A 15059-nucleotide genomic window follows, 5' to 3' on the forward strand; every position below is an offset into this window, starting at 1 on the left:
GTACCGATTACTATCTGTCTGTTTACTTAATGTTCCAAAGACTGCTCGTAGCTTTTCCCGTTGGCGTCAGTCACCACGATTTTTATTTTCTTTGCTTTATCGCTCGGTTTTGTAGAGAAAAAGAAATAAGCATTCTTGTTAGCTTGGCGACCACGTTCCTTCATATCCTTTCCCTCTGTGACAGCTTTGCGCTGCAGGAAGAAATCATAATCAGGATCCATGCCTTTATACTGCTTCATTTCGCCTTTCAACTTCCCGTCTTCGTAGTATTCCACTTTCCAGCGGTTATCCCAATTCCATACCTTGACGCAGAGTTCGTCTTCATGGCCGGGTACTGTACCCACGGGATAGTAACGGAACTGATAGTCACGGTCATGTCCTAATGACTTGAAATAATTTGCAATTCCGTTCTTGCCGGATTCGAATACTTGGTAGCCAATAGGGGTACCGTCTTTGCTATAGATGCCGTCCCATAACCACCACGCGCCTCCGATGGAGGCGATATTGTACTCACGAATGTTGTTTCTGATTTGTGTGTTGCATTGTACATGGGTGTGACCACTGAGAATATCTACCTTATAACCCTCGAAAAGGTCGAGTAACTCGGCTACGCGTCCCAACTTGTAGTTCTCGTTATAGAAGTATGCCGGAGCATGCATGCAAACAAACAGATGAGCCCCTTTGGGGACGTACTGCAGATAGCTCTTCACCCAATTGAGCTGCTGATCATTGAGCCCCACCTCATACTTCTTGTTTCCTTTATAAAGGATATTGTCCAAAACGATATAATAGTCTTTTCCAGCATTGAACGCATAGTAAGTGGGTCCAAAGAAATGCCGATAAAGATGTGCACTGGCATCATCGTCGCTCACCTCCTTGTCGTGGTCGTGGTTGCCGATAACCGGATAGATGGGAATTTGGATCTTTGCTATCTCTTGCTTGATGTGGGGAAACATTTCCAGGTTATCCCATAAGATGTCGCCCAAGAAGATGGCGAAAGCAGGAATATTCTGGCTCATATATTCAAAGCCCACTTGCTTGAGGTCGGGGAAAGCTTCCGTTTCAAGCCGATGGAATGCGTTCTCTCCGCGCGGTTGTGTATCGGCTGCTGCCATCATGGCGTATTTGCCTCCTACTGTTCCCCAGCGATGGAGCTGGAAATCGTGGCTGTTCTCGTTCAGAGTCTTATAGAAGACGGGAGTACCCCCGTTGCAAGGAGCCATATAGCCTGAAGGTGTCACTACATAGATAAAGTGGGCCTTCTCATCAGCATCAATCATATAGCTTCCGTCTTCACTGGTAAGAGCGAATGCGGTGCCATCGGTTACTACAACTTTGGCCAGCCCCTTGCCGTCGGCCATGACTTTGCCTTTAATCTCTTTAGCTTCTGCCCCTATTGCCATAAGCAGCAATGCGGCGTAAAAAATGTTCTTTTTGTTCATTGCTTTTCTCTTTCAATTATTTGTTGTTTGAATTGAGAGCAAAAATAGGTGAGTGAAATTACTTCGTCGTTTCTATGGGGTTACGTTCAAGTTACATATGTCGGGCTCTCATCCGGTGTCATATCAAAATCACAGAAGTGACACAAGTCTGTAATACAGCATCCATTCTTTTGCAGCCGAAATTAAAATCATCATAGAAACTAATGAAAACAAGAATGATTAAATCCTTTGTGTGTGTCTGTGGGCTGCTTGTTTCGTTGAATGTAGTCGCAGCTTCACTGAAACCCGTCAAAGGTAAAGTGGTGGACCGGTTCAATAATCCACTTCCCGGTGCTACAATTCAAGTGACCCATTCTCCCGAGAAAACCATTACCGATGTGGACGGCAACTTCAATTTTGAAACCATCGAAGACGCGGAACTCATCGTATCCTACATCGGCTTCCGTACCCTCAAGCTGAAGACTGCAGGGGAGAACTTCATTCATGTGGTACTGGATGAAGACTCACAATTGCTTAACGACGTGGTAGTGGTAGGTTATAGCACTAACAAGAAGGTTAATCTGTCAGGCTCGGTTTCTTCGCTTAACAGCGAGAAGCTTGCAAACCGTCGAGTATCAAACGTATCTTCGGCTCTGCAAGGCATGGCTGCAGGTGTAACTGTCACTACACAGAGCGGTGAGCCAGGCGGCAATGGCGGTCATATACGTATACGTGGTATCGGAACCTTCGGTGGTGATAGTGCCGCCCCGTTGGTGTTGGTCGATGGCGTAGAAGGAACCATAGATGAAGTGGATCCTAACATCATCGAGTCAGTGTCCGTCTTGAAAGATGCTGCATCTGCATCCATCTATGGTTCACGTGCTGCTAATGGTGTCATTCTGGTGACTACCAAACGGGGTGGCAGTCAAGACAAGTTCAGCATATCCTATAAAGGATATTTTGGATTCCAAGGCGCAACGATGCTTCCTCAAAAAGTGGATGCATTGGAATATATGCAATTGGAAAATGTGGCAGCAGGTAACGACGGATCCGACCTGCCCTATAGTGATGAATATATAAGGGAATATGTGGCTGGCATGGCTACTGACCCGGACATCTATCCTAATACAGACTGGCAGGACTTGATTCTTACAGAAAACGGATTCAACCATGGGCATACGCTTACTCTGACTTCTTCATCAGAACGTATCAAGACACTTACTTCTATAGGGTATCTGGACCAGACGGGTATAGTGGTCAATTCCTCTTACCGTAAAATCTCTGTACGCAACAATATGGACATCAAGCTTAGCGACCGTCTGGACATGAAGTTTGACATACAAGTAAGCAATGCCAATAAAAATAGTTCTCCCTACGAAGGACATGCCTTCAATTATATGAACACCCGAACCCCGAACATTGTCAATCAATTTACTACTGGTCTTTATAATGGGGCAAATGGTCTGATGGGCAATAACCCCGTGCTGTTGTTGCGTGAAGGCGGTATTGTGAAAAACAATGTTATCCGTGCTACCATGGCGATGGCTCTGACCTATAAGATTCTCGATGGATGGAATGTGTCAGTTCAAGCCACTCCACGTTATATCACCAAGAATAACCATAACTATAAGAATTCTGTCACCACGTATGGTGACCCGGAAGGTACTACCAGCTTCAAGAGCGGCGAAACCTACAACTCGCTTACAGAATCGGCCTACCGTTACTTCTACTGGAACACACAGGCACTGACCAACTATGAGAAACAGCTGGATGACCACTACTTCAAAGTAATGGCAGGTATGGAGTGTCAGACCTATACAGAAAAGACTCTTTCTGCCTATCGTCAAGTATTCAACTTCCCTCAATATGACCAAATTGATGCCGGTAACATTGAGAACATGAACAATGGAGGAGGGGAGTACCAATGGGCCATCAACTCCTTCTTTGGCCGCTTGAATTACAACTACAAGGAACGCTACCTTGTGGAGGCCAATATCCGTACCGACGGTTCTTCCAGATTTGCAGAGGGTAACCGATATGGCGTGTTCCCTTCATTCTCTGCAGCATGGCGCATCAGCGAGGAACCCTTTATGGAATCTATACGCGATAGAGTGGATAATCTGAAATTACGTGCCTCTTGGGGCAAACTGGGCAACCAGAATATCGGAAGTTCCTATTATCCCACTACTCAGCAACTCTCTACGGGCTCTATATCTATGGGAGGTAATCTTTACACGACCTCTGCTGTTACCTCGCTCTCCAATAGGGACCTTACATGGGAGACTTCTACCATGACTGACTTAGGCATAGATCTTTCACTGTTCGGCTGTATCAACATCACTGCCGACTGGTATAGGAAGATAACGGATGGTATCCTGATGAAGCTGGACATCCCCAACCACATTGGTATGGGTGCTCCCTTCCAGAATGCCGGCAAGGTAAGAAACCAGGGATGGGAGCTAAGCGTAGGCTACAGCAAGAAGCTGACGAGGGACTTTTCGCTGGATGCCGCCCTTACGCTGAGCGACGTGAAAAACACCATCACCGACATGCGGGGCACAAGCAGCACAAGCGGTGATATTCGTAACCAAGAGGGGTCTTCCATTAACTCCATTTACGGATTGATATGCGACGGTTTCATCAATTCACAAGAAGAAGCGGACGAAATCAATGCCAACTGTCCCCAATTCGGTACAACCGTATATCCCGGTGACCTGAAATACCGGAATGTCAGCGGAGACAACAAAATTACTACAGATGACAAGACGATTATCGGAAGTACAGTTCCACGCTATAGTTATAGCTTTAATTTAGGAGTAGGATACAAAGGAATTCGTCTTTCGGCTTTCTTGCAAGGAGTTGGCAAGGCCGACGGTTATCTCAATTCCTACTACGTGATGCCTTGCTATCAGGGAGGAACCTACCGCAAGGAACACCTTGACTATTGGACGGAGCAGAATCATGATGCATCCACGCCTCGCCTCTCCTATAAGAGCAGTAACAACACCTATACATCATCCTTCTGGATGAAGAGTGCCGCTTACCTGCGTCTGAAGAACCTGCAGCTGGGTTACGACCTGCCCTCCAAATGGATGAAAGCCATCGGACTGAAGTCTGCCTACATTTATGCCAATGCTGAGAATCTCTTGACTTTTACTGACTTTTGGGATGGCTATGACCCCGAAGTCAACTATAACGCATCAGCAACAGATGGGGTATCTCTGGGTGCGGCAAACAATTATCCCCAGACGAAAGCCTTCACTTTTGGCGTTGACATCAAATTCTGATTAGTCGGAATAGGGAAACCGTCTGTATTCAAGAAGACATAAAAAGAAAAAATGATATGAAACGAAACAATATTTATACAGCACTCCTTTCGCTGTTTCTATTAGGCCTCGGTGCTTGTTCACTCGGCCTTGAACCACTCACTTCACCGTCTTCTGCCTCTTATCCTTCGAGTATGGAAGAGGCGAATTTCGGTTTGAACGCTGTTTACTCATCTCTGACAGCTTATAGTGCCAGCACCACCACCTGGTGGAAGGTGACAGACAATATTACAGATATTGGTGCTACACGTGTCAACACGGCTATGTATACGGAATTAATCACCTCCGGAGCTTCTGCTGAAAACGCGGTGGCAAACAAGCTTTATAATTGCGTGTATAAGACCGTGGCACGTATCAACCAGCTTCTCGATGCGCTGGATAATCTGCATGGCACAGCCTCTGATACGGATATAGAGAGTATACGGGCAGAGCTGCTGTGCATACGGGCATTCTGTTATGATCAAGCTTGCCAGCACTATGGAGACTTGCCGTATGTGGTCCACACAGCGGGTATAAATGACAGCCAGACCCCACGTACACCGAGAGAGACCATTGTAGAGAATCTGCTTTCGGATCTTAGCGACGAGTGTTTGGCTAACCTTCCACTCCGCCATAAAGCAGAAAGCTATGGCAGTGCACGCATCGGACGGGTAGCAGCGTATGCGTTACGTGCCCGTATTGCCTTGAATTGGAAAAAGTATGACTTGGCTGCCAGTTCGGCCAAACAAGCCTTGAATTTGGCTAAGGAGGCAGGCTTTGAATTGGAATCCATCAATACACAGTATTGTGGAGAAAGTCATGAGGCAGGAGAGCCAACCGGTCAGACGGCTCTGTTTGGTTATGACGGTGAGGCAAGCAATGAGTGGCTCTGGTCCGTGCAGTATGATGCGGTAATATCCAGTAATAAAACCAAGGAGGCATATTACATGGCTCCACGTACACTGGGAGGATGCGCCTATTTTGGTCCTACACAAACATTTGTTGATATGTTTCAATGCAAGGATGGCAAATCGATTACGGAATCTTCTCTGTATGACTGGCAGAACCCTTGGCAAAACCGGGACCCTCGTCTGGATCTTTTCTGTTTGCGACCTGGTTCACGCATATTCAATCTGGAATTCCAGACTTCCACTACCAGTAAAAAGATTCACGACTATAGCACGGGTAAGGACGTGACAAACATGGAGTCACAGGGTACCAAGGGCGTATACGGTGCCAATGGCACTAAAGGTCCTGCTGGATATCTCTGGAGGAAATATTTGGATATAGCCGAGTTGGAAAGAGCTGCAATCTCCAACCATGAAACCAGTGATCTTAATTGCGGCTTGATGCGTTTAGCAGAGGTTTATCTAATAGAGGCAGAAGCCAATATTGAAATGGCTGATGGCAATCTGGAGTTAGCACGAACGGACATCAATATAATTCGTAATCGTGTAGGAATGCCCGATGTGGTAGTTACTTCGCAGAGCGGACTCCGAAAGGCATTACGTTACGAACGTACTGTTGAACTTTGTAATGAAGGTTTTCGTTGGTTTGATCTCCGTCGTTGGGGTATGGCTTCTACAGTGATGACAGGTAAGATTTATGCTCCCAATCAAAAAGGGCTTATGTCCAATGCCAAGCCTTCATTTGATGACAACTGGCATCCGGCATATTCAGAAGGTAGTTCTTGGGATGGGAAAGCACTGAATCTCCGTGTGTATAACACGATGAAGTATATCGAAGGAAAGGATGAACTTTGGCCGCTTCCCCAAAGTGAGATTGATACAAACAGTGCCATTATAGAAAACAATCCAGGATACTAATCGTGTAAGGTTATTGGTATCTGACGGAAAGGATTTGTTTTTCAAGATATAATAAAAGAGCCGGAATGTGCGAATCATTCCGGCTCTTTTATGAAAGGTTTCGGTTATTGTTGTTAGGAATAAGATTTCTTACTTTAAGAGAGAGTTTGTCAATTACATGTTAGGGTTGTCCATGATTACTGTCATCTCGGGAACCAGTATGTATTCGCCTTTCTTGTTGTTCCATTTGTAGTATGTGGTAGTCATCGTCTTGCCTTGGTATGCATAGCGGATGCACATGTCCTTGCCCCATGTATTCTTGGTGCTGTTCCATTTCAGGGCTTCGCTTTCCGTCATGCGGTTCTGGTCGTCGTACTTATAATTGTACTTCATATAGTTGGCAAGCGTGTTTCCGTCCATCTTGTATACGGTCTCTGCCACTTTCATGCCATTTACTTCTTCCGAATTGTAAATGAGGTTGCTCTTATTGTCGGCTGAGGCATTTAATCCGCAAACTAAGAGAAGTGCTGAAACAATCACTGTTTTTAAAGATACTTTTGCTTTCATGGTTTTATGTCTTTTTTAGTTTAACTTTCTATTTTCTATCAATATGTCATTGATTTCGCTGCAAAGGTACGTATTAAATTGACATAAATATAAATATCATATTAAATTTTATCAATATGTCAGTAGTGAGGGCTTCGGTATGCTTTCCTTTTGGCAAGATTGGTGAATAAAAAATATCCGGCAGTGAGGTCGCCGGATATTCTGATGAGCAAACTGTATTTGGAAAGGATTGCTTCTGTTGCTTTCTGATTGTAAGTTAAATAAAGTTATTGGGTGGTTTAGTGTGCCTGCAACCAGTTGTTTCCCCACCCACAATCGGCTTTCAGAGGTACTTGCATGCGATATGCTTGCTCCATCTCTTCGATTACGATTTTCTGTACAAGTTCCTTTTCAGCCTCTGGAACGCTGAAATTTAGTTCGTCATGGACCTGTAAAATCATCTTTGCTTTCAGATTGTAAGCTTGGAAGCGCTGATAGATGTGTGCCATCGCTACTTTTATGATGTCGGCGGCACTTCCCTGGATGGGGGCGTTGATGGCATTCCGTTCGGCATAGCCCCGTACCACCCCGTTTCTTGAGTTGATGTCCGGCAGGAAGCGCTTGCGGTGGAAGATGGTTTCCACGTAGCCCTGCTCGCGTGCCACCTGGATGCTTTTGTCCATATACTCCTTCACTTGCGGGTAGGTTTCAAAGTAGCCGTCTATCAGCTCTTTGGCTTCTTGGCGGGAAACGCCCATGCGTTCGGCAAGCCCGAAGACGGAGATGCCGTAGATGATGCCGAAGTTTGCCGTTTTTGCCTTGCGGCGCATGTCGGCGGTTACGTCGTTTATGTCTATCTTATATATCTTGGCAGCGGTGGCGGCGTGGATGTCGTGTCCGCTGAGGAAGGCTTCTATCATGTTCTTATCTTCGCTGAGGTGTGCCATGATGCGCAGCTCTATCTGCGAGTAGTCGGCAGAGAAGAACTCGCAGCCGGTGTCGGGGATGAACGCCTTGCGGATTTCCTTTCCGTCTTCGTCGCGGATGGGGATGTTCTGCAGGTTGGGATTGCTGGAGCTGAGGCGTCCGGTAGCGGTCACTGCCTGGTTGAAGGAGGTGTGGATGCGTCCCGTGCGTGGGTTGATGAGCTGGGGTAGGGCATCTATATAGGTGCTCAGCAGCTTCTTCAGTCCGCGGTATTCCAGTATCTTCCCGATGATGTCGTGCTTGCTGCGGTAGCTCTGCAGCACCTCTTCGGAAGTGACGTATTGTCCGGTCTTGGTCTTTTTGGCCTTCTCCACGATTTTCAGCTTGTCGAAGAGCACTTCGCCTACCTGCTTGGCGGAGCTGATGTTGAATGTCTCGCCAGCCATCTCGTAGATTTCCTTCTCAATCTCCTGCAGACGGACGGTGAAGTGTTGGGACGATTGCTTCAAGGCTTCCGTGTCGAGCAGCACTCCGTTGCTCTCTATATTGACAAGTACGGGGACGAGCGGCATCTCTATTTCGTAGAACAGATGTTCGGCACCTTGCTCCTTCAGTTCCTTTTCCAGCACGTTTTTCAGTTTGAGGGTGACGTCCGCATCCTCGCAGGCATAACGGTAGACATCTTCGGGTGGAAGGTCGCGCATGTTCTTTTGGTTTTTGCCTCGCGCTCCAATTAGCTCATCGATGTGGATGGTCTGGTAGTGCAGGTAGATTTCCGCCAGATAGTCCATGTTGTGTCGCAGTTCGGGTTGAAGCACGTAGTGGGCAAGCATGGTGTCGAAAAGTTTGCCTTTCACCTGGACGCCGTAATTTTGGAGGATAATCATATCGTACTTGATATTTTGTCCCACCTTCATGGATTTCTCGTTTTCGAAGAGGGGACGGAACTCGTTTACAATTTTTAAGACTTCCTCTCGTTCGGCGGGAACGGGTACGTAGTATGCACGGTTTTCGGCATCGCTGAAGCTCATTCCTACAAGTTCGGCGTCCATTGGCTCGGTTCCGGTAGTCTCGGTATCTATTGAGAGAATTTCGCTTGTAAGTAACTTTTGAATAATTTCTGCTCTTTTGTCTTCTGTATCAATGAGTTGGTAGTCTACATCGAGCATTTCTAACCGCGTCAGGTTTGAATTTTCAGAAACGCCCGTCCCCTCGCCCGCAAAATTTGCAAACAAATCGCCTTGAATCGGGGCGCTGTTTTCGGGAGTGGAGGTTTGCGGCTGGGCAAACAGAGTCCCGGCAAAGAGGTCGGGTACCGGAGAGGTTGGAGTAGGGGAGGACGAATTGCCGCTTCCCTTTTTGAGTACCCGATCGATGAGTGTGCGGAATTCCAACTCCTCGAAAATCTTGCGGAGTTCCTCTTCGTTCGGTTCTTCGCGGACGAGCGAATTCATATCGAGCCGGATGGGAACATCTGTTTTGATGGTGGCAAGGAATTTGGAGAAGGTTATCATCTCGCGGTTGGTTTCCACTTTCGTTTTCAGTGCGCCTTTCAGCTGGTCGGTATGTTCCAGCAGGTTTTCGATACAGCCGAATTCGGCAATCAGTTTCTGTGCGGTTTTCTCGCCCACACCCGGACAGCCGGGGATGTTGTCGGAAGCATCGCCCATCAGTCCCAGCATGTCAATGACCTGCTCGGTGGTCTGTATGTTGAACTTCGTCTTCACTTCTTCGGTACCCATCACTTCGAATCCACCAGTGTGCTTGGGGCGGTACATGAAGACGCGGTCCGATACCAGTTGCCCGTAGTCCTTGTCGGGAGTCATCATATAGGTGGTGATGCCCTGCCGTCCGGCTTCGGTGGCGAGCGTGCCTATCACGTCGTCGGCTTCGTAGCCGGATACTTCGAGGATGGGAATGCGGTAGGCGCGGATGATGTCCTTTATAATAGGTACGGAAAGGCGGATGGCCTCGGGTGTCTCCTCGCGCTGTGCCTTGTATTGCTCGTAGGCCTCGTGGCGGAAGGTGGGGCCCGACGGGTCGAAGGCTACTCCTATGTGTGTGGGATTCTCTTTTTTGAGCACTTCTTCCAGGGTGTTTACAAAGCCCAGAATGGCCGAAGTGTTGAATCCTTTTGAATTGATTCTCGGGTTCTTGATGAACGCGTAATAGGCTCGATATATCAGTGCATAGGCATCGAGCAAAAACAGTTTATCGATTGAATTCATACATTTAATCCTTTTTTTCATGGTAAAAGTACAAAAAAATACCGTATTAACCGTTTTATTACTATTTTTGTAGGCAAATAGCGATGCATGGACAACTCATCATTGATAAAATCTCCGATTTCTGAGGAATTGGAGGACTTCAAGAAGCTTTTTGAAAGTACTCTCTCCAGTTCCAACCTTTTGCTGAACAGCGTAATTGCGCATATCCGGCAGAAGAACGGGAAGATGATGCGCCCCATTCTGGTGCTTCTGGCTGCGAAGCTTTTTGGCAAGGTATGTCCTGCAACCCTGCATGCTGCGGTTGCGTTGGAACTTCTTCATAATGCCAGCCTTGTGCACGATGATGTAGTGGACGAAAGTACTGAACGCCGTGGACAACTCTCCGTTAATGCCATTTTCAATAATAAAGTAGCCGTACTGGCAGGCGATTATCTGCTTGCAACAGCGTTGGTGCAAGTGGGCATGACCCGTAACCATGACATTATCGACATCGTCTCCTGCCTGGGGCAGGATTTGGCAGATGGTGAACTTCTGCAGCTTTCCAACGTCAGCAATCTCCATTTCTCCGAGGAAGTCTATTTCGACGTTATCCGCAAGAAGACGGCCGTGCTCTTTGCAGCTTGTACGAAGGCGGGCGCTCTCTCGGTGGGAGCCAGCGATGAAAAGGCGGAATCTGCGCGTCTGTTCGGTGAATATATCGGGCTTTGTTTTCAGATAAAGGATGATATTTTCGATTACTCCGAGAGCAAGGAAATAGGCAAACCTACCGGAAATGATATGGTGGAGGGGAAGTTGACTCTACCTGCGCTTCATGTGCTCAATACCGTGAAGGATAAAACAGCGGAAGAAATTGCCGTAAAGATAAAGAATGGGGAGGCAACGCCTGGCGAAATAGCCCATTTAATCGAATTTACCAAGCAGAATGGTGGTATAGAGTATGCTTCGCAAGTGATGTATGACTATAAGGAAAAGGCTCTTTCTTTGCTGGCTTCTTTGCCCGATACGGAGGTAAAAGTAGCGCTAGCCGGGTATCTGGATTATGTGGTAGAGCGGGAAAAATGACGGAACTGTTTCCGGTTGATAATATGAGAAAGCCTGATGGAACCCACTCCATCAGGCTTTATTTATAGGTAAATACAGCTTTCTCTTAGAAGAATTTCATCTCTTCACCCTTGATTTCCGAAAGCAGCAGGTTGGCAAGACGACTGGTTCCCAGACGGAACAGCTCGTTGTTCAGCCATTCTTCGCCGAGCACTTCCTTGACGATGGTGTAATAAATCAGTGCATCGTTCACGCAGTTGATTCCTCCTGCGGGCTTAAAGCCTACCTTGATACCCGTCAGCTCGTGATATTCCTTGATGGCCTGGCACATAACCAGGGCGGCCTCCGGCGTGGCGGCAGGCTGCTGCTTGCCGGTGGAAGTCTTGATGAAATCGGCACCCGAATACATGGAAAGGATGGATGCTTTTTTGATGTTCGAAGCCGTCTTCAAAGCTCCGGTTTCGAGGATTACCTTCATGTGGTGCTCTTTGCAGGTTGCTTTGAGTTCTTGTATCTCCTCGCACATGCCTTCATAGTCTCCCGCCAGGAACTTGCCCACCGAAATAACGATGTCTATTTCATCGGCGCCTTCCATCAGTGCCATGGCAGTTTCTGCCACTTTCACTTCAATGAAAGTCTGGGAGGAGGGGAAACCTGCTGATACACAAGCTATTTTTACATCTTCCACTTCCAGCGTGTCTTTTACGACTTCTGCAAAATTGGGGTATACACAGATGGCTGCCACATTCTTCAGGTCGGGGAACTCTTCGTCGAATTTATTCACTTTCTGGGTGAATTTCATGACGCTTTCGTCGCTGTCCGTACTGTTCAGTGTGGTGAGGTCAATGCAGTTGAAAAGGAATTTCTTTACCTCCGGCGTGTTGTTTGCCGGCACTTTCTCTGCAATGATTCTGGCAGCTTGTGCAGCTATTTCCGCATCATCCAGTTGGGTGTTGTACTTTGCCAGGGCGGCGTCATACTTACTCTGGGTAGGCTCATTCTTCTCCATGGTCTTTCAATTTAGGGTTATTGATATGTCTTGTCTGGTCACGTCTGGTTTTCTTCTCGAAGTTGCGGCAGAAGGCGTCTGTCAGGTTCACTCCGGTCTGGTTCGCAAGGCAGAGAAGTACCCAAAGAACATCTGCCATCTCATCGTCGAGATTGTCTTTTTCTCCTTTCTTGAAGGATTGGTCGCCATACTTGCGTGCCATGACGCGGGCGAGTTCGCCCACTTCTTCGGTCAGTATCGCCATATTGGTGAGTTCGCTGAAATAGCGCACTCCGTATTCCTTTATCCAGGAATCCACTTGTTTCTGTGCTTCTTCTAACGTCATTATTCCTTGTTTTTTGTATCTATACAGATGGTCACGGGACCATCGTTCATCAGTTCTACTTTCATATCGGCACCAAATTCGCCGGTACCTATTTCTTTACCTAATGCTAAACTCAGTTCCCGGCAGAATTGTTCGTACAGTGGGACGGATATTTCCGGCCGTGCTGCCCGTATGTAGGAGGGACGGTTGCCTTTCTTGGTGGAGGCGTGGAGGGTGAACTGGCTGATAACCAGTATCTCGCCGTCTGCTTCAAGAATGGATTTGTTCATTACGCCGTTTTCGTCATCGAAAATGCGCAGGTTGACTATCTTCTTGCAAAGCCAGTCAATATCTTCTTTTCCATCGGATTCTTCGATGCCTACGAGTATCATGAGGCCCTTTCCAATGGAGGCTTTGCAGGTTCCGTTGATGGTGACGGAAGCGTGTCCGGCACGTTGTATCACTACTCTCATGTTGTTTTTGTCTTTTTGAGGGGACAAAGTTACGAATTAATTCGTTGTGTGCATGGCTTTGCAGGCTGATTTATCAGTCATTATTTCTCTGAGAAATAGGTCTGGATGATTTTGGCTTTCGCTTCTCCCACCACGGCGGCAAGCTCCTCGGCAGATGCTTCGCGGATACGCTTCACGCTTTTGAACTCCTTGAGCAACGCGCTTTTCGTCTTTTCACCGATACCTTTTATCTCGTCCAGTGCGGAGGCAATCTGCCGTTTGCTGCGCTTGTCGCGGTGGAAGGTAATGGCGAAGCGGTGCACTTCATCTTGAATCTGCGTCAGCAGTCGGAAGAGGGGGGTGTTCTGTTTCAATCCGATGGTCTGGGGAGGGTAGCCATACAATAGCTCGGAAGTGCGGTGTTTGCCATCTTTGGCAAGTCCGGCGATGGGGATGTTCAGGCCAAGCTCGTCTATCACCTCTTTTACGGCGCTCATTTGCCCTTTTCCACCGTCGGTGATAAGAAGGTCGGGCAGGGGTGTTTTCTCTTCTATAGCGCGCTGATAGCGCCGTTTTACGACCTCTTTCATGGAGGCATAGTCATCCGGTCCCTCTACGGTCTTGATATTGTACTTGCGGTAATCCTTCTTGGAAGGTTTCCCCTTGACGAAGACCACGCACCCGGCCACGGGGTCGGAACCCTGGATGTTGGAGTTGTCGAAACATTCTATCTGCATGGGCAGGCGGTCCAGGTGCAGCTCTTGCTGTATCTCTTTCAGCAGGCGCACGGTCCGTTGCTCCGGATTCAGCTTTTCGGCTTGCTTCAGGCGGTCGGCTTTGTACTGCTTCACATTGAGGATGGAGAGTTCCAGCAGCTTCTTTTTGTCTCCCCGTTGCGGGATGGTAAAGACGACATCTTTCAGCTCCATATCCAGCTCAAAAGGCACGATGATTTCACGAGAAAGGCTCTTGTATCTTTCCCGCATTTCGATGATGCCGAGAGAGAGCAGTTCTTCTTTGCTCTCATTCAATCGTTTCTTGTATTCAAAGGTGAAAGCCTGGTTGATGGCACCGTTCGTAATGTGCAGGTAGTTGACGAAAGCGGACTTTTCATCGCTGTCTTCTTCGATGGAGAACACGTCGATATTGTGCAGCACGTTGCTTACCACTTCCGATTTTGCCCGGTAGTTTTCCAGCAGCAGGTATTTTTCCTTTATCTTCTGTGCTTCTTCAAACTTCATTTCGGCTGCCAGTTCCTGCATTTGCTGGAAAAGCATCCGTTCTATCTCCTGGGTATTCCCTTTGAGTATTTCCTTGATTTCAGCGATGTTTTTCAGATACTCTTCCTGGCTTTGCTTCCCGATGCAAGGTCCTGCACAGTTCTTGATGTGGTATTCCAGGCAAACATTGAACTTTCCGGCACGTATGTTTTCCGGAGAGAGGTTCAGGTGGCATGTACGCAAAGGGTACAGATGCTTGATGAGGTCGAGTAATGCGTACATGGAAGGTATATGGCTGTAAGGGCCATAATAGGAGGAACCGTTACGGATTATCTTCCGGGTTCTGAATACACGTGGAAAGTATTCGTTCTGCACGCAGATGCTGGGATACGTCTTGTCGTCTTTCAACAGTACGTTGTAGCGAGGCTTGTATTTCTTGATAAGATTGTTTTCCAGCAATAGCGCGTCTTCTTCCGTATTCACCACGATATATCGGATATCTGCAATCTTGCTGACCAGCACCCTCGTCTTTCCCGGTTCGTGCTCCCGGTTGAAGTAGGAAGACACTCTTCGCTTCAGATTCTTTGCCTTTCCTACATATATAATGGTTCCTTCGGTATTCAGATATTGGTAAATACCGGGACTTTCGGGAAGGTTGGATACAATCCCTTTGAGGTAGTCGTTGGTTCTGAGTTCTTCCATAATACCGACGTTTCACCACAGATTACACAGGTTAGCGCAGATTTCTCTTCGATAAAACTGTGTTTTTGTGGTGGATAAATAATCTGTGTAATCTGTAGT

General features: G+C 47.4%; 10 protein-coding genes. 3 read left to right on the forward strand and 7 right to left on the reverse strand.

Annotated features, from left to right (window positions below; all coding sequences use genetic code 11):
• Positions 1 to 26: 26 nt before the first annotated feature.
• Positions 27 to 1442, reverse strand: a complete 1416-nt coding sequence (locus tag DWZ67_RS13190) for a calcineurin-like phosphoesterase C-terminal domain-containing protein (RefSeq protein ID WP_005833924.1) — start codon at positions 1440 to 1442, stop codon at positions 27 to 29.
• A gap of 215 nt (positions 1443 to 1657) precedes the next feature.
• On the opposite strand from DWZ67_RS13190, the gene DWZ67_RS13195 reads away from it, so the two are divergent.
• A complete protein-coding gene (locus DWZ67_RS13195) occupies positions 1658 to 4708 on the forward strand; it encodes a SusC/RagA family TonB-linked outer membrane protein (protein ID WP_229077940.1) in 3051 nt (1016 codons plus the stop codon).
• 56 nt (positions 4709 to 4764) lie between these two features.
• A complete protein-coding gene (locus DWZ67_RS13200) occupies positions 4765 to 6552 on the forward strand; it encodes a RagB/SusD family nutrient uptake outer membrane protein (protein ID WP_120139037.1) in 1788 nt (595 codons plus the stop codon).
• Between the two features lie 153 nt (positions 6553 to 6705).
• On the opposite strand, the gene DWZ67_RS13205 is transcribed toward DWZ67_RS13200, so the two are convergent.
• Positions 6706 to 7098 carry a DUF3836 domain-containing protein gene (locus tag DWZ67_RS13205; protein WP_005826180.1) on the reverse strand — a complete coding sequence of 131 codons (393 nt, stop codon included), beginning with the start codon at positions 7096 to 7098 and terminating at the stop codon, positions 6706 to 6708.
• Positions 7099 to 7376: 278 nt separating this feature from the next.
• Positions 7377 to 10232, reverse strand: coding sequence for a DNA polymerase I (gene polA, locus DWZ67_RS13210; RefSeq protein WP_120139039.1), 2856 nt, complete (start codon positions 10230 to 10232; stop codon positions 7377 to 7379).
• A gap of 87 nt (positions 10233 to 10319) precedes the next feature.
• Between polA and DWZ67_RS13215 the strand changes: the two genes are divergently transcribed.
• Complete coding sequence (locus DWZ67_RS13215; protein ID WP_008662178.1) at positions 10320 to 11294, forward strand: polyprenyl synthetase family protein; 975 nt, start codon at positions 10320 to 10322, stop codon at positions 11292 to 11294.
• 85 nt (positions 11295 to 11379) lie between these two features.
• Here the strand turns inward: DWZ67_RS13215 and deoC are convergent, their stop codons facing one another.
• From deoC to uvrC, 4 genes are all read right to left on the reverse strand, one after another.
• Positions 11380 to 12282: a deoxyribose-phosphate aldolase gene (gene deoC, locus DWZ67_RS13220; RefSeq protein ID WP_035447524.1), complete on the reverse strand. Its 903-nt coding sequence runs from the start codon at positions 12280 to 12282 to the stop codon at positions 11380 to 11382.
• On the reverse strand, positions 12269 to 12607 hold the full coding sequence (locus tag DWZ67_RS13225; protein WP_005826173.1) for a nucleotide pyrophosphohydrolase: 339 nt from the start codon (positions 12605 to 12607) through the stop codon (positions 12269 to 12271). The genes deoC and DWZ67_RS13225 overlap by 14 nt, the downstream gene beginning before the upstream one ends.
• On the reverse strand, positions 12607 to 13059 hold the full coding sequence (gene dtd / locus DWZ67_RS13230; protein ID WP_005826171.1) for a D-aminoacyl-tRNA deacylase: 453 nt from the start codon (positions 13057 to 13059) through the stop codon (positions 12607 to 12609). The genes DWZ67_RS13225 and dtd overlap by 1 nt, the downstream gene beginning before the upstream one ends.
• Before the next feature lie 80 nt (positions 13060 to 13139).
• The gene (gene uvrC, locus DWZ67_RS13235) at positions 13140 to 14960 is read right to left on the reverse strand and encodes an excinuclease ABC subunit UvrC (RefSeq protein WP_120139041.1); all 1821 of its coding nucleotides are present in this window, start codon (positions 14958 to 14960) and stop codon (positions 13140 to 13142) included.
• Between the last annotated feature and the right edge of the window lie 99 nt (positions 14961 to 15059).

It is taken from the genome of Bacteroides sp. AF34-31BH, from assembly GCF_003602795.1.
GTDB classification, from domain to species: domain Bacteria; phylum Bacteroidota; class Bacteroidia; order Bacteroidales; family Bacteroidaceae; genus Bacteroides; species Bacteroides uniformis.